General features: G+C 67.7%; 15 protein-coding genes. 8 read left to right on the top strand and 7 right to left on the bottom strand.

Going from position 1 to position 14,013, the window contains the following annotated elements:
* Positions 1 to 51: 51 nt before the first annotated feature.
* Entirely contained in the window at positions 52 to 1,167 is a 1,116-nt protein-coding gene (locus ASC79_RS03665; RefSeq protein ID WP_056019825.1) for a beta-ketoacyl-ACP synthase III, read from the bottom strand.
* 225 nt (positions 1,168 to 1,392) lie between these two features.
* On the opposite strand from ASC79_RS03665, the gene ASC79_RS03660 reads away from it, so the two are divergent.
* A complete protein-coding gene (locus tag ASC79_RS03660) occupies positions 1,393 to 1,923 on the top strand; it encodes a porin family protein (protein WP_056019822.1) in 531 nt (176 codons plus the stop codon).
* A gap of 80 nt (positions 1,924 to 2,003) precedes the next feature.
* On the opposite strand, the gene ASC79_RS03655 is transcribed toward ASC79_RS03660, so the two are convergent.
* Together ASC79_RS03655 and ASC79_RS03650 are read right to left on the bottom strand one after the other, a co-directional pair.
* Entirely contained in the window at positions 2,004 to 2,222 is a 219-nt protein-coding gene (locus ASC79_RS03655) for a hypothetical protein (RefSeq protein WP_056019819.1), read from the bottom strand.
* 269 nt (positions 2,223 to 2,491) lie between these two features.
* Positions 2,492 to 3,124, bottom strand: a complete 633-nt coding sequence (locus ASC79_RS03650; RefSeq protein ID WP_056019816.1) for a hypothetical protein — start codon at positions 3,122 to 3,124, stop codon at positions 2,492 to 2,494.
* A 218-nt stretch (positions 3,125 to 3,342) separates the two neighbouring features.
* Between ASC79_RS03650 and ASC79_RS03645 the strand changes: the two genes are divergently transcribed.
* The 4 genes from ASC79_RS03645 (at position 3,343) to ASC79_RS03630 (ending at position 6,351) form a co-directional block, all read left to right on the top strand.
* Positions 3,343 to 4,002, top strand: a complete 660-nt coding sequence (locus tag ASC79_RS03645) for a DedA family protein (RefSeq protein WP_056019813.1) — start codon at positions 3,343 to 3,345, stop codon at positions 4,000 to 4,002.
* 61 nt (positions 4,003 to 4,063) lie between these two features.
* Positions 4,064 to 4,471, top strand: a complete 408-nt coding sequence (locus tag ASC79_RS03640; RefSeq protein WP_056019810.1) for a hypothetical protein — start codon at positions 4,064 to 4,066, stop codon at positions 4,469 to 4,471.
* Positions 4,468 to 5,376, top strand: a complete 909-nt coding sequence (locus ASC79_RS03635) for a sterol desaturase family protein (protein WP_056019807.1) — start codon at positions 4,468 to 4,470, stop codon at positions 5,374 to 5,376. The genes ASC79_RS03640 and ASC79_RS03635 overlap by 4 nt, the downstream gene beginning before the upstream one ends.
* A gap of 78 nt (positions 5,377 to 5,454) precedes the next feature.
* Positions 5,455 to 6,351, top strand: a complete 897-nt coding sequence (locus ASC79_RS03630; protein WP_082532028.1) for an oxygenase MpaB family protein — start codon at positions 5,455 to 5,457, stop codon at positions 6,349 to 6,351.
* Between the two features lie 64 nt (positions 6,352 to 6,415).
* Here the strand turns inward: ASC79_RS03630 and ASC79_RS03625 are convergent, their stop codons facing one another.
* Positions 6,416 to 6,925: a response regulator gene (locus tag ASC79_RS03625; protein WP_056019804.1), complete on the bottom strand. Its 510-nt coding sequence runs from the start codon at positions 6,923 to 6,925 to the stop codon at positions 6,416 to 6,418.
* Between the two features lie 181 nt (positions 6,926 to 7,106).
* Here ASC79_RS03625 and ASC79_RS03620 point away from each other — a divergent pair, with 181 nt between their 5' ends.
* The gene (locus ASC79_RS03620) at positions 7,107 to 8,066 is read left to right on the top strand and encodes a hypothetical protein (RefSeq protein ID WP_056019802.1); all 960 of its coding nucleotides are present in this window, start codon (positions 7,107 to 7,109) and stop codon (positions 8,064 to 8,066) included.
* Positions 8,067 to 8,077: 11 nt separating this feature from the next.
* Here the strand turns inward: ASC79_RS03620 and ASC79_RS03615 are convergent, their stop codons facing one another.
* Positions 8,078 to 8,755 (bottom strand): nitroreductase, encoded by a 678-nt coding sequence (locus ASC79_RS03615; protein WP_056019799.1) that lies wholly within the window; start codon positions 8,753 to 8,755, stop codon positions 8,078 to 8,080.
* Between the two features lie 134 nt (positions 8,756 to 8,889).
* On the opposite strand from ASC79_RS03615, the gene ASC79_RS03610 reads away from it, so the two are divergent.
* Positions 8,890 to 9,219 (top strand): hypothetical protein, encoded by a 330-nt coding sequence (locus ASC79_RS03610; RefSeq protein ID WP_056019796.1) that lies wholly within the window; start codon positions 8,890 to 8,892, stop codon positions 9,217 to 9,219.
* A gap of 4 nt (positions 9,220 to 9,223) precedes the next feature.
* On the opposite strand, the gene ASC79_RS03605 is transcribed toward ASC79_RS03610, so the two are convergent.
* The gene (locus tag ASC79_RS03605) at positions 9,224 to 10,567 is read right to left on the bottom strand and encodes a pyridoxal phosphate-dependent aminotransferase (protein ID WP_056019793.1); all 1,344 of its coding nucleotides are present in this window, start codon (positions 10,565 to 10,567) and stop codon (positions 9,224 to 9,226) included.
* A gap of 131 nt (positions 10,568 to 10,698) precedes the next feature.
* Between ASC79_RS03605 and ASC79_RS03600 the strand changes: the two genes are divergently transcribed.
* Positions 10,699 to 11,517, top strand: a complete 819-nt coding sequence (locus ASC79_RS03600; RefSeq protein WP_056019789.1) for an LssY C-terminal domain-containing protein — start codon at positions 10,699 to 10,701, stop codon at positions 11,515 to 11,517.
* A gap of 42 nt (positions 11,518 to 11,559) precedes the next feature.
* On the opposite strand, the gene ASC79_RS03595 is transcribed toward ASC79_RS03600, so the two are convergent.
* Complete coding sequence (locus tag ASC79_RS03595; RefSeq protein ID WP_056019786.1) at positions 11,560 to 13,914, bottom strand: arylsulfatase; 2,355 nt, start codon at positions 13,912 to 13,914, stop codon at positions 11,560 to 11,562.
* Between the last annotated feature and the right edge of the window lie 99 nt (positions 13,915 to 14,013).

Here is a 14,013-nt window from a genome sequence, read left to right as displayed (position 1 = left end):
GCCGGAGCTTAGCCTTCAGCTCCCCGGGGACCGACGCGTCATGGCGCCGCGCTAGCGCTTGCGGACGAAGACCGTGCCCGCCGAATAGCCCGCGCCGAACGAGCAGATCAGGCCCGTCTCGCCGCTCTGGAAGTCGTCGCTGGCCTTGTGGAAGGCGATGATCGATCCGGCCGAGGAGGTGTTGGCGTACTCGTCCAGGATGATCACGTTTTCCTCCGGACCCGGCTCGCGGCCGAGCACGCGCTTCCCGATCAGCTCGTTCATGTTGATGTTGGCCTGGTGCAGCCACATGCGCTTCAGGCCGGTCGGATCGATGCCCAGGTCGCCGGCATGGGCGACGATCATTTCCGAGACCATCGGCACCACCTCGCGGAAGACCTTGCGGCCTTCCTGCACGAAGAGCTTGTCGCTGGCTCCCACGCCTTCGGGCGCGGCGCGGTTCAGGAAGCCGAAGTTGTTGCGGATGTTGTTGGAGAACTGGGTCTTCAGGCGCGTGCCCAGGATCTCCCAGCCGCCGACCGCGTCCTCGGCCCGTTCGACGATCACCGCGGTCGCGACGTCGCCGAAGATGAAGTGGCTGTCGCGGTCGCGGAAGTTCAGGTGGCCCGAGCAGATCTCAGGATTGACCATCAGCACGGCTCGCGCCGAGCCGGAGCCGACGAAGTCCGCGGCGGTCTTGATCCCGAACGTCGCCGACGAACAGGCCACGTTCATGTCGAAGGCGAAGCCCTCGATGCCCAGCGCCTGCTGCACCTCGATGGCCATGGCCGGATAGGCGCGCTGCATGTTCGAGGCCGCGCAGATCACCGCGTCGATCTGCGAGGGATCCTTGCCCCAGCGCTCGATCGCCTGCTTGGCGGCCTCGACCGCGATCTCGGCCAGGATGGAGATCTGGTCGTTCGGCCGTTCCGGCAGCATGGGGTGCATGACGTCCGGATCGACCAGACCGGTCTTGTTCATCACGAAGCGGGACTTGATGCCCGAAGCCTTCTCGATGAACTCGGCCGAGGACTGGGTGAGGGCGGCGACCTCGCCGGCGGCGATGGCCTCGGCGTTGGCGGCGTTGAACCGCTCGACATAGGCGTTGAAAGTCTCGACCAACTCGGCGTTCGAGAGGCTGTGCGGCGGGGTGTAGAGGCCCGTGGCCGCGATCACGGCTTGATGCAAAACGCTGTCTCCGACAACCGCTCCTCTCGTCCGGAATCCTTCCCGGGGGAGCTTTGAGCGACAGTGATAGCACGTTCGTTTACGGCGTCAGCGCGTGATGTGGCCGCAAGGCAACAGACATAATTCGTCTCGGGATGGTCCGCTGAGCGACCCTTTCTCGCCCCGTTTAGGCGCGACCTAGCCGTGTGGCTGGAGATCGCCACGCTTTAGTACGGAGTAGAAAAAATGAACAACAAGATGTCTCTCGTCGCCGCCATCGCCGCCGCTGCCGTCGTGGTCCCGGCCGCCGCCACCGCCCAGCCGGTCACCGGCTACGGCTCGCTGGGTTACAGCCACCACGACCTGGAAGGCGCCGACGTCGGCGCGATCCAAGGCCGCCTGGGCGCGCGTTTCAATCCCTATCTCGGCGTCGAAGGCGAACTCGGCTTCGGGGTGAAGAAGGACGACGTCAACATCGGCGGCGTGAACGGCAAGGCCGAGCTGAAGAACTCTGCGGCCATCTATGGCGTCGGTTTCCTGCCGGTGGCCCCGAACGCCGATCTCTACGCACGCCTGGGTTACGGCAAGAGCGAGGGCAAGGTCTCGATCCCGGGCGTCAGCGCCGAGGCTGACGGCAACAGCTGGAACTACGGCGTCGGCGGCCAGTACTTCCTCGACGACAAGAACGGCGTGCGGGCCGACTACACCCGTCACGACTTCGAGGACGACGCCGGCACGGCCGACGTCTGGTCGGTCGGCTACGTCCGCAAGTTCTAGGCCCCGGGTCTAGCCCAAATGGAAAGGGCCGCCTCCTTGCGGGGGCGGCCCTTTTTCATGCGCGCTCGCCTCGGCGTGGATCAGGCGGCGGCGCTGTGAAGGAAGCGGCCGGCCAGGTCGCCATTGCGCAGGAAGATGCTCACCTCGGCGGCGCTTCCGGCGCGCGCATAGCGGTCGGCGAGGGCGCGGGCGGCGGCTTCGGCGCGGCCGCCGGCTTCAAAGAGAAGATCGTTGTCGAAGGCTTCGGAACGAACAGCCCAACCTTGACCGGCGGGCGACACAAGAATCTGCAGAGCCATGTGAGCTCCTTTTTACTCAACTTACTTTCGGGGTTCGTGACGCCCCTTCTGGGGTCTCACGATCGAGCGTGCGGACGGCCATCGCATGACCGCCGCTGGGCGAGGTCAGGCCGACATTCGGTCCTGTTTAAGATGACATCGACACATGTGCGTCGCTCGCTGGCTCTACCGTAACGACAGCACAGATAGTGCCTGACCGCCGTTTCGCTACCTCAGAAAGCAAGAAACCCGCTTGGAGTTCCCCTAATAGCGACGCGGCCTCGAGACTTTTACGCTCCGGGCCCAACCCGCCGGGGGCCAGACAGAATAGCGCCGCTCGTGAAGTCCTGCAGATAGACCTCCATGACCTGCTCGCGCTTGTCGTCATCCTCACGATGAACCTTCGGCGCTAGCCGCGAGGCGCGCCAGCGCAGCACGTCGAACTGCAACCGCGCGACCTTGATGTCGTGGTCCTGTGCATCGCGGGCGATGGCCCAGGCCAGATCGGCCAGCATCTCGGCCTGCATCCGCCTGGCCTCCCGATACATGCGCGTGAAGTCGTCGTGGGCGCGCAGCCACTCATAGACGGTCCCGGTGGCCGGCATGTCGTCCTGGCCGCAGACTTCCAGCAGGCTCAGGCCGCTGGCCAGCCGCCGACAGATTTCCTCGCCGATTTCGGTTTGATAGGCGTCGGGCCGGGCCCAGGGGCGAGCGCGCTTCCAGGCCCGATCGGCGGTTCCGGCGCGATAGGCGTCGCGGCGGGCGGCCTGCGATGCGGCCTGGGCGCGGCGCAACGCCTTTCCGAACTCCGGCCGCACCGCGGCCCAGCGGTGGACGGTCGCCGCGCCCGGCATGTCGCGCGGCTTGCAGATCGCGCGCAGGCTTTCGCCGCCCTCGACGCGTGCGCAGATGCTCGTCGCCATCTCCTCACAAAAGGGGATCGCGGCGCGGGGGCCGGGCGCCGGCGTTTCGGTGGGTTCATGCATTCACCAAGCCTATCCCGTCGCTAAGAACAAAGCAAGAACATATGGTTCTGGCCCACGGGTCTGCGGCATCTGCGCCACAAGCCGAAAAACTTGCCTGCCGCGGCCTTGCGCCCACTCGCGGACGGCGCGGAACGGCCCCATATCGGGCTCCTCCCATGGAAGCGTTCATCCAAAGCCTTGCCGATTTCATCGCCCGCCATTCGGCCTGGGCGGGCATGGTGCTGGGCATTGTGACGCTTCTGGAATCGCTGGTGCTGATCGGCGCCTTCATTCCCGCCACCGCCTTGATGGTGATGGCCGGCGGTCTGATCGCGGCCGGCGTCCTCGATCCGATGGAAGTGGTGCTGTGGTGCGTCGCCGGCGCCATCGTCGGCGATGCGGTGTCGTTCGAGTTGGGACGTCGCCTGGGCCCCCGCGCCCTGCGCCATCCAGCCTTCCGCGGTCACCGCCGCAAGGTCGCGCGCACGCGCCTGTTCAATCGCCGATACGGCGCCGCCTCGATCTTCTTCGGCCGCTTCTTCGGTCCGCTGCGCGCTTTCGTGCCGCTGGTCGCCGGCCTGCTGCAGATGCGTCGCCGAACTTTCCAACTGGCCAACGCGGTGTCGGCCGTCGTCTGGGTGCTGGCGATCCTCGCGCCGGGCTACTTCGCCGCCAGGGGCCTGGCGGAGCTGGAAGCTCTGGGCGAGGCGCATCTGGTCACCATCGGCGCCATCACCCTGGCCGGGATCGTGGTCATCGGCCTGGTCGCCCGCGAGGTCCTGCGTCGCCGCGCGGCCGCGGCTGCGCCCCCTGTGCTGGCGGAGCCTCGCCTCTAAGTAGCCGTGACTTGACGGTCCCGTCCCACGGGCGGACCCTGCTGGCCGGGGAGGACCGCTAGTGTCGCAAGCCTTTTTTGTGCAGTTCGCCGCATCCGCGGCCGCGATCGCCGTCCTGGTGGCGCTGGCCGCGTGGGCGAAGATCGCCAAGCCCATGACCCCTTTGACCGATGCGCGGGCCGCAAGCCTGCTCGCCGAGGAGTTTCCCGGACGCCCGATCGATAGGATCTGGGTCGCCGTCGACGGCCGCGGCGCCCTGGCCAAGTCGGGGGCGGCGGCGCTCGTGCTGTGCGAGGTCGGCGACGGCTACGTCGCCCGGCACATCCCCTGGACGCAGGCGGTCGCCTCGTCATTCCGCGACGGCGTGGTCAGGCTCGATCTTTCTGACGTCGCCGCGCCGGTCGCGCGGCTGGCTTTGCAGAACTGGCCGCCGGCTCCCGGTTCCGACCACGACCGCAGGGCGGCATGACGTTCGATCCCGTTACGCTCGCAACGCCCTTCTTCATCCTGGCGATCATCCTGGAGGTGGTGCTGGCCAGGATGAACCGGACCAGGACCAACTACGAGGCTCGCGACACCGCCGCGTCGCTGGTCATGGGCCTGGGCAGCACCATCGCCGGACTTCTGGTCGGCGGCCTCGTCGCCGCCGCGACCCTGCTGGTCTATCAGCACCGCTTGTTCGACATCCCGATGACGGCGATCTGGGCCTGGGTGGCGATCTTCCTGTTGGAGGATCTGACCTACTACTGGTTCCATCGGCTCAGCCACGAGCGGCGGTTCTGGTGGGCGGCCCACGTGAACCATCACTCATCCCAGCACTACAACCTGTCGACGGCGCTGCGGCAGACCTGGACCGGCGGCGTGGCCGGGACCTGGGCGCTGTGGCTGCCGCTGGCCTTCCTGGGGTTCCCGCCGGCGATGATCGCCATCCAGAAGGGCGTGAGCCTGGTCTATCAGTTCTGGATCCACACCGAGGCCATCGGCCGGATGCCGCGTTGGTTCGAGGCGGTGTTCAACACGCCCTCGCACCACCGGGTCCATCACGCGCGCAATCCGCGCTACCTCGACCGCAACTACGCCGGAATCCTGATCGTCTGGGACAAGCTGTTCGGCACCTTCCAACCTGAACTGGAGGAAGAGCCTTGCCGCTACGGGATCGTGAAGAACCTCGGGGACTTCAACATCCTGCGCGTGGCTTTCCACGAGTGGGCGGCGATGGCGAAGGACGTGGCGCGCCATCCCCGGCACGCGGCCGGCTATGTCTTCGGCCCCCCGGGCTGGAGCCACGACGGCAGCCGCGACACCAGCCACAAGCTCAAGGCCCAATGGGAGGCCGAGCAGCAGATGGACGAGGTCGCTTCCAAGGTGGCCTGAGGCGCCCTGTCAGAACCGTCAGGTTGTTCGCCCGTTTAGATGCTCGCTAGGTTGCGGGGCGGCCAGATGCGAGGCGAGATGACCTTCGACAGTTCAGCAAGAGCGGTTCTTGGCGAAGGCGCTGAACGGCTGGCCGGGGCGCTCGACCGCCGGGTCTTTGGTCCCTCCCGTATCGACTACGCGCAGCCGAAGGGCGACCCCGGGCTCTATGGCCCTGACTCGGTGGCCTGGCGCGTGCACGCCAACCCCATCGCGCTCGCCGTCGGCGGCGTCGCGGCCGTGATCCTCGAACTGGGCGAGCCCAGGGTCCGCTCGGGCGTCTGGGAACATTCGATCTTCGCCAAGGACCCGCTGACCCGGATGCGGCGCACCGGCGAGGCGACCATGATCACCACCTATGGCCCCACAGCCGAGGCCGACGCCCGGATCGCCATGGTCACCCGGATGCACGAGCGGGTGAGCGGCGCCACGCCCGACGGCCAAGCCTATCACGCTCGCGATCCGGAGCTCGCCGACTGGGTCCACCTGACTGCGGCCTATGGCTTCCTCAACGCCTATCGCCGCTACGTCCATCCTGCCATCAGCGCCGCGGACCAGGACCGCTACTATGCCGAAGGCGCGGCGGTGGGGCGCGCGTTCGGTGCGGCCGATCCGGCGACCTCGGCGGCGAAGGCGGCCGCCCGGATCTCGGCCATGGAGACCTCGCTGGAGCCGCATCCGATCATCGACGAGTTCCTGGGCATCGTCGCCACGACCTCGCCCATGGGCCTGGCGGGCAGGGCGCTTCAGCCGCTTGTCGTCGAGGCGAGCATCGATCTGCTTCCGGCCAGCATCCGCGATCGCCTGGGCCTGCGTCAGCGGCCGGCGCGACTGGCGGCCGCAAAGTTCACCCTGACGGCCTTGGCGAGGGCGTCGAAGCTGGCGCCCGGCGACATCCCCCGCCAGGCCTACGCCCGAATGGGCCGCAAGGCTTGAGGGCTCAGGGCGCGAGCGCGCCGCCAGGGTTGGCTCATGCCGCCATCATGGCGTCTGGCGGCGGTCAGATCTCAATCATGTCGCTTCGCGCGTCGCTCGCGCGCCGCCGCGGGCCGGCATAGGCCTCGGCGTTGCGACGACGGCGATCTGGCCCGAAGTAGCTCTTGGTGAGAATGAACGGCCGCGGATGCAGGATCACCGCCTGCAGCCGGGACAGGATGGTCCGGGCGGCGACCGGCTTGGCGAGGAATTCGTTCACGCCCCGATCGCGCGCGGCATGCAGGCGCGGGGCGTCCGAATGCCCGGTCAGCATGATCAGCGGGGTCATCCGCAGGTCGGAGTCCAGGGTGCGAACCCGAGAGATGAAATCCAGGCCGTTCATCTGGGGCATCTCGTAGTCGACGAAGGTGATGTCCGGCTGGTGGAGCATCAGCGCCGACAGGCCCTCGCGGCCGTTCTGGGCGTAGAAGATCCGGCCCACCCCGGCTGCGGCCAGAACCGTGCCGACGATCGTGCGCATCTGCGGGTTGTCGTCGACGACCAGGATGCGAAGCGCCGCCAGTCCGCTAGCCATTGCTGTTCCCCAAACCCTTGGGCCAGAGGTAGGCAGGCAGGGTTACCAGGTTACGGCCAGGATCGAGCATCGTACCCAAATCGAACAATTCGGGGTATGTGAGCATACCGGATTTACGGCGCAGGGGCCGCGGGGATTCGCCATGCCAACGGTCCGACCAAGCCTGGAGCCATGGCTTGGCTTGTCGCTAGCCGAAGCGCCGCTCGCTCCGCTCAAGCAGGCGCCGCGGGCCAGCCCGGACGCGCTTCGCGCCACCCTCTATGCGTCTTGCCGCTACCTGCTGCGCGCCATCCTTGCGGGCGTCGACGGGGCAGGGGGCGATGTCGTCGACGCGGTGATCCTGACCACGATCATGGATGCGAACATCGGCTATCTCGACGACAATCCCGCCCTGACCTGGCGGCACGCGACCTATGCGGCCGGTCCGCCGGAAGGCTATCGCCGTCCGATCACGGTCAGTGCATTGGCCGAGCGTCTGGGGCTGGCCTACGAAACGACCCGGCGGCGGGTCGATGGTCTGATCGCCCAGGGGCGGTGCGTGCGGACCGAACACGGGATCCATGCGCGTCTGCTCGACGAACCGCGCCACCATGCGGGCTCCCAGGCCAACTACGCCGCGGTCCGGACCCTTCTGCGGGACCTCCAGACCAGGGCGCCGGAGATCGGCTGGCCAATGGCTGAGGCCGCCGAGGCCAAGACCGAGGATCCGCCGCTAAGGCTGGTGAACCGTCGCTGCGCCGTTTTCGCCATCGACACCCTGCGCCGGTTCGCCGACCTGTCCGGCGGCTATGGCGAGGCCTTGGTCTATATGGGCGTTGTCGAGGCGACCGGACGCGGCGCCACGGACGACGTTTGGCCGTCCCTGCGGACGTCGTCTCTGGCCAGGTCCCTCAATCAGCCGATCCCAAGCATCCGCCGACGCGTCCAGACCCTGATGGCTCGTGGCCTGGTCACCGCCCAGGGATCCGGCTTTGACGCCCGTCCCGCAGCGGCGATGGAACCCGAGGTGAGCCGTCTGGCGGTGGCGAACCTCAAGCGTCTGTATGAGCTGTTTCGCCAGTTGGAGGCGCTTGGGGTGGCGCTTGAGACCGACGCCCGACAGGCGCCGGCCGCACGCCAGGCTTTCGAAGGGCCGCGCTGAACGAATTCCGCCTAGTCGTCGAACCCGACGAACACGGTGGCCTCGGCCACCGACTTGCGCTCCGACACCACCGCATTGGCCGGGAAGCTCTCGTCGGGCCAGCCTAAGGCGATGCTCTTCATGATCACCTGGTCCTCGGCGATCCCGGCGTGTTCGCGAACCACCGGCGACTGCATGATGCCCTGGCTGTTGATCACCGCGCCCAGGCCGCGCGACCAGGCCGCGTTGACCAGGGCGGTGGTCACCGCGCCGCAATCGAAGGGCGTATCGTCGCTGCTGGCCAGGACGCGGTCATAGGTGACGATGACGCAGACCGGGGCGTCGAATTGGCGGAAGCCGCGCAGCACCCAGTCTTGGCGCATCTCCTTGTCCTCGCGCGCGATCCCCATGGCGGAGAACAGCTGCTTGGCGACGCCGATCTGCCGGTCGCGGTGGTGGCCGGCAAAGGCCTCGCCGGTCCGGAACTCGCGCGAATGCGGCACGCCGGCCAGGTTCCGCTCGGTGTTGCCGGCGCGAATCTTGTCCAGCGGCTCGCCGGAGATGATGTAGAAATTCCATGGCTGGGTGTTCATCGACGACGGCGCGCGCATCGCCAGGCCGATGATTTCCTCGATCAGCGCCCGGGGAACGGGATCGGGCTTGTAGCCCCGGATACTCCGGCGACCGAGGATGACGTCGTCAAACTTCATGAATGACCCCTGGGCTTTTTCAATCGGTAGAGCACTGTCAGCTTTCCGCTGCGAAAGCCAATCTCCGGTTCCGTCGCTGACCGCGTTTCGCCGCCGGGGTGGCCTGGACGCTCTTGCCGGGCTAACTCCCTCGCATGGCACGAAACAATCAAAGCCCAGAGTTCGAGATCGAAGTCGGCGGCGAGCCCTATCTCTGGCGGCTTCACCGGCAGCCGCAATGGTCCAGCGACACCGCCAAGTGGCGCGGCATGGCGCTCGCCGTGCGTCACAAGGAAGGGCAGCGCGAAGCCGTGGTCGAATTCCCGCCCGGCCCGCAGCGCCGGTTCGGCGCCCCGCAGCTCCAGCCCTCGCACATCGCGCGGGAACTGGTGGCCAGGGCGATCACCTCCGCCGTCTCGGCCGGCTGGGAGCCGCTGTCTCGCGGCAAGACCGTCGCCATCGAGGTCGACGAGACCGGCGGCTGACGCCCTAGGCCGCCGAGACGCTCGGCGACAGGGCGCCTTCGGCCTGGACCTTGCCGCTGGCGAGATAGGCGCGCAGAGCTGCGGCCAGGTCGACGAGCAGGGTCTCGAACTTCGCCTCGTCGGCCTCCAGCAGGGTGAAACGGAAGCCCTGCAGGTCCGAATTGAAGCCGGTGGACAGCGGCACCACGCAGATGCCCGTGCCGGCCAGCAGGTGCAGCACGAACCGCTGGTCCAGCGCCGCGCTCAGGTGCGGCGTGATGATCGCCGTGGCGCTCTGCGGCGCGGGCAGCGATTGCTCCAGGTTCAGGGCGCCGTGCCGGAACACCGCGGTCATGTAGAAGGCGCCGCGGGCCGGGTGGATGGTGATCTCGGGGATGGCCGACAGCACCTCGGCCGCGCGCCGGGCGCGGCGGTCATAGGCGCTCACCCGCTGCTCCAGGTACGGATAGTAACGGGCATCGCCCATCACCCGCGGCAGCACCTGCTGGGGCAGGGTGGTGGCGCAGACCTCCAGCATCTTGGTCTCGAGCAGCGAGCGCGCGAACCGGTCGAAGTCGGCGTCCTGGTCGCGGTTGTAGATCTCGATCCAGCCGCACCGGGCGCCCGGCCAGGGGAATTCCTTGGAAATGCCGCGCATGGCGATGGCCGGCACCTGCCCGATCACCGAGGCCAGCTTGTGCATGCCCGAGCCGGGGTAGGCGAGGTTCGAGTAGATCTCGTCGGAGATCAGGAACAGGCCGTGGCGGCGGGCGATGTCGACGATCGCGGCCAGGGTCTCCTGCGGATAGACGAAGCCGGTCGGATTGTCGGGATTGATGATCAGGATGGCGGCGATCTGCGGATTGGCCGCCACCTTCGATTCGAGGTCCGCCAGGTCCGGCTTCCAGCCGTTCTGCGGATCGAGGCGATAGGTGATGTGCGGCGCGCCCGCATGGGCGGCCTCGGCCGAGGAGTGAGTCGGATAGGCCGGATTGGGGCCGATCACCCGAGCGGCCGGATGCAGCGCGCCATAGATGGTCGAGATGGCGTCGCCCAGGCCGTTGAAGAACAGGATGTCCTCGGCGGTGATCTGGATGCCGCCTTCCAGGTTCCGCTCGCCGGCGATGTAGGCGCGCGTATCGTCCAGGCCCTTGGTCGGCGAATAGGCGAAGCTCAGGTCGTTCTGGGCGACCTCGCCGACGATTTCCTTGATCCAGGCCGGCGGCCGTTCGCCCTTGGCGATCGGGTCGCCGATGTTCTCCCAGCGGATGGGCTGCCCGGTGGCTGCGATGGCCTTGGCGACCTCCACGATCTGGCGGATTTCGTAGCGGAGGTTGTCGGCTCCGGGGTGAACAATGGCGGTGCGCAAGACGGTTCCGTTCGATCGAACTAGGCTCGGGTGGTCCTGATCCTAGATTGAGAGGGTGAAGGCAAGCTGTGCGTCGCCGCACCGGCCAGCGAGCGACGGACTTCCAGCCAAAAGAGTGCGAGTCTCCGCCCGTGGAAACGCCTCGAACCAGCAGGTTTGCGCGCCTCGCCGTCGCCGCCCTCATCGGCCTGACGCTCTATGGGCTCGCGGCCTACGCCCTGCTGCCGATGGTCTGGCGCCACCATGAGCGCCAGCCGAAGCTGGCCGGACGTCCGATGGTCACCCGCACCTCGGCGGACATTCCCGGCGATCCGCTGAACATCGGCCTGGTCGGCGCGCGCGGCGATGTCGCCGCCGCCATGCAGGCGATCGGCTGGCAGCCCGCCGATCCGGTCACGGTGCGCTCGAGCCTGGGCATCGTGCGCAGCGTGCTGATCGACAAGCCCGATCCGCGCGCCCCGGTCAGCGCCTTGTTCTACGACGGCCGCAGGCAGGATCTGGCCTTCGAGCGCGCCAGCGGGGCCAGCGCGCGGCGGCGCCATCACGTGCGGCTGTGGAAGGTGCTGGACGTCGGGGCCGAGGGCCGGCCCGTCTGGCTCGGCTCGGCCACCTTCGACCGCGGCGTCGGCCTCAGCGCCGACACCGGCCAGGTCACCCACGACATCGCGCCGGACATCGACGCCGAGCGCGACCTGCTTGCGCAGCAGATGCTGTCGGCCGACCGGGCGACCAGCGCCTATCAGGTCTCGGGCGTGGGGCCCACCCTGGCCGGACGCAACGGCGAGGGCGATCGCTACTTCACCGACGGCGAGATCGAGATGCTGGTCCTGACCGCCGGCGGCGGCGCCGCCCCGGCCGTCCCCACGCAGGCCGATCCCCCGCTGCGTATCCAGCTCAAGGACCGGCTCTGGAACGCCATCAGGCCGCTGTTGCGCTGGCTGTTTCCTTAGCGTCTCGACAGGGCGAATGCGGCGTCGGGCGAGCCAGCGGCGCTACTGTTTGCGCATGAACGCCCGCATCTCGGCCTCATGGTCGGCGACCTCTTCGCCGCTGAGGTCGACGATCACGCGTTTCAGGCGACCTTGGTAGCGGAACGGCGGCTTGTACTCGGGGCATACCGGCGAGCCCGCATCCATGCCGACCAGCATCGCGCCGCCCTGGCCTAGCCGGATCGGGACGGTGTGCGGCAGATCTCCGCTGGCGATGGGCTTGCCATCGACCAGCAAGGTCACCCTGGCCGGGACGCCCTTGCCGTTCTTCACATCCGGCTTGCCGGTCGGTTCAAATTGCATGCTGACGAGATGCTTGCCAGCGGGCAGCGGCGTGTCGGCTTTGACGTAGAAGTAGTCGATGGCCAGGTAGTTGTGCAGATAGCAGAGCCTGCCGTCCTGGACGTAGAACGAGAAGCCGCCGTCGTTGCCGCCGAACGAAAGCAACGCCCCGTCCGCGCCGCCCTGCGGGATCTCCACCTCGGCGGTGAAGCTATGCGGGCGATTGAGGGTCTTGGGCGCGGCGGCCGCGACGATCGACTGGGTGTTTGGATAGAGCGTGTAGCGCGTGAGGGTGCTGGCGATCTGCGGCCGCTCCAGCGCGATCCGCTGGGTGCCGCGGCTGTCGATCGGCAGGACGTTGTACTTGCCTGCCTCGTTGTACCACGTGCCGATCATGGCGATCAGGCGCTCGCGGTTCTGGTCGGCGACGTTGCGGGCTTCGGCGAAGTCCTCGGCCACGTGGTAGAGCTCCCAGCCGTGAGCGTCGAGGTCGGCCAGCATGTCATGGCTGATCTCGTCGCCGAACTTGCGGCCGGACTCGACGAACGATGCTCCGGGCCAGGGGCACACCGCCCGCCAGCCGTCGTGATAGATCGAGCGGTGGCCCAGCATCTCGAAATACTGCGTCAGGTGCGTGGCCGGCGCGGCCGCGTCTGCGAACGTGGAGGTGAGGCTGACGCCCTCCATCGGCGCCTGGGTGACGCCCTTGATGCTCTGCCGAGGCTCCACCGCCAGCGCTTCAAGCACCGTGGGGACCATGTCGATGATGTGCGCGTACTGGCTGCGCACCTCGCCCCTGGCCTTGATGCCCTGGGGCCAGGAGACGATGAACGGGTCGGTGGCCCCGCCGCGATAGGTCTCGCGCTTCCAGCGCCGGAAAGGGGTGTTGCCGGCGTGCGTCCAGCCCCAAGGGAAGTGGTTGAAGGTGGTCGGGCCGCCGATCTCCTCGATGTGCTTGAGTCCGTCCTCGACGGTGTCGGCGACGTTGTTGAAGAACCGGCACTCGTTGACCGATCCGGTCGGTCCGCCCTCCGCGCTGGAGCCGTTGTCCGAGATCAGCATGATCAGGGTGTTGTCGTACTCGCCGATCTCTTTCAGGAAGCCGATCAGCTCGCCGATATAGTGATCGGTGTGCTCCATGAAGCCGGCGAACACCTCCATCATCCGCGCATAGAGCCGCCGGTCGTCCGCGGGCAGGTTGTCCCAGTCCTGCACGTCCGGGTCGGGACGTGACAGCTCCGTGGTCGGCGGAATGATCTTGCGGTCCTTGAGCGCCTTGAACGCCCGCTGGCGGTAAGCCTCCCAGCCGTCGTCGAACTTGCCCTTGTACTTGTCGGCCCACTCCTTGGGGACATGGTGCGGCGAGTGGCCCGCGCCGGTGGCGAAGTACATGAAGAACGGCTTGTTGGGCGCGATCTGCTTGGCGTCGGCGATGAACGACTTGGCCTTGTCGACCAGGTCCGGGGTCAGGTGGTAACCCTCTTCAGGCGTGCCCTCGGGCTCGACCTGGTGATTGTCGTACATCAGCTCCGGGTACCACTGGTTGGTGTCGCCCCCGAGGAAGCCGAAATAGCGCTCGAACGACCGGCCCAGCGGCCAGCGGTCGTACGGTCCGGCCGGCGTGTTGGTCTCTTCCGGCGACAGGTGCCACTTGCCGACGCAGTAGGTGCTGTAGCCCTCGCCCTTGAGGATCTCCGACAGCATGCCGTTCTCGAACGGCATGTAGCCGTCGGACCCCGGAAAGCCGGTCGACCCGTTCGAGAGGCAGCCCATGTGGTTGGAGTGGTGGTTGCGCCCGGTCAGGATGCAGGACCGCGACGGCGAACACAGCGCCGTCGTGTGCATGTTGCTGAACAGCAGCCCGTCGGCCGCCAGGGCGTCGATGTTCGGGGTGGCGATCTGGCCGCCATAGCAGCCCAGGTGGCTGTACCCGACATCGTCCAGCACGATGAAGAGGACGTTGGGCGCCCCCTCGCGGGTCTGCGTCGGCCGCGGCCAGGCGGGCGAGGAAACGTCGGGCGTACGCCCGATGAGGCCGGTGAACCGGCCATGCGGATCGTACTCCTGGAGGGGCATCGGGCGCTCCTGAGACTAGGCTGGCGTCGCGCCTGCCGCCGCCGCAGTGGGACAGCCGCAGGCGCGATCCGCCATCAGTAGAATTCCCGAGGCCGGCGA

It is taken from the genome of Phenylobacterium sp. Root1290 (genome assembly GCF_001425305.1).
Classification (GTDB): domain Bacteria; phylum Pseudomonadota; class Alphaproteobacteria; order Caulobacterales; family Caulobacteraceae; genus Phenylobacterium.
This window is presented reverse-complemented; position numbering and strand designations above follow the sequence as displayed.

Excerpts from the sequence above, each read along its gene's own strand:
- ASC79_RS03660 (WP_056019822.1), top strand. The coding sequence starts at position 1,393 with ATGAACAACAAGATGTCTCTCGTCGCCGCCATCGCCGCCGCTGCCGTC.
- ASC79_RS03655 (WP_056019819.1), bottom strand. The coding sequence starts at position 2,222 with ATGGCTCTGCAGATTCTTGTGTCGCCCGCCGGTCAAGGTTGGGCTGTT.
- ASC79_RS03650 (WP_056019816.1), bottom strand. The coding sequence starts at position 3,124 with ATGGCGACGAGCATCTGCGCACGCGTCGAGGGCGGCGAAAGCCTGCGC.
- ASC79_RS03645 (WP_056019813.1), top strand. The coding sequence starts at position 3,343 with ATGGAAGCGTTCATCCAAAGCCTTGCCGATTTCATCGCCCGCCATTCG.
- ASC79_RS03635 (WP_056019807.1), top strand. The coding sequence starts at position 4,468 with ATGACGTTCGATCCCGTTACGCTCGCAACGCCCTTCTTCATCCTGGCG.
- ASC79_RS03630 (WP_082532028.1), top strand. The coding sequence starts at position 5,455 with ATGACCTTCGACAGTTCAGCAAGAGCGGTTCTTGGCGAAGGCGCTGAA.
- ASC79_RS03625 (WP_056019804.1), bottom strand. The coding sequence starts at position 6,925 with ATGGCTAGCGGACTGGCGGCGCTTCGCATCCTGGTCGTCGACGACAAC.
- ASC79_RS03615 (WP_056019799.1), bottom strand. The coding sequence starts at position 8,755 with ATGAAGTTTGACGACGTCATCCTCGGTCGCCGGAGTATCCGGGGCTAC.
- ASC79_RS03610 (WP_056019796.1), top strand. The coding sequence starts at position 8,890 with ATGGCACGAAACAATCAAAGCCCAGAGTTCGAGATCGAAGTCGGCGGC.
- ASC79_RS03595 (WP_056019786.1), bottom strand. The coding sequence starts at position 13,914 with ATGCCCCTCCAGGAGTACGATCCGCATGGCCGGTTCACCGGCCTCATC.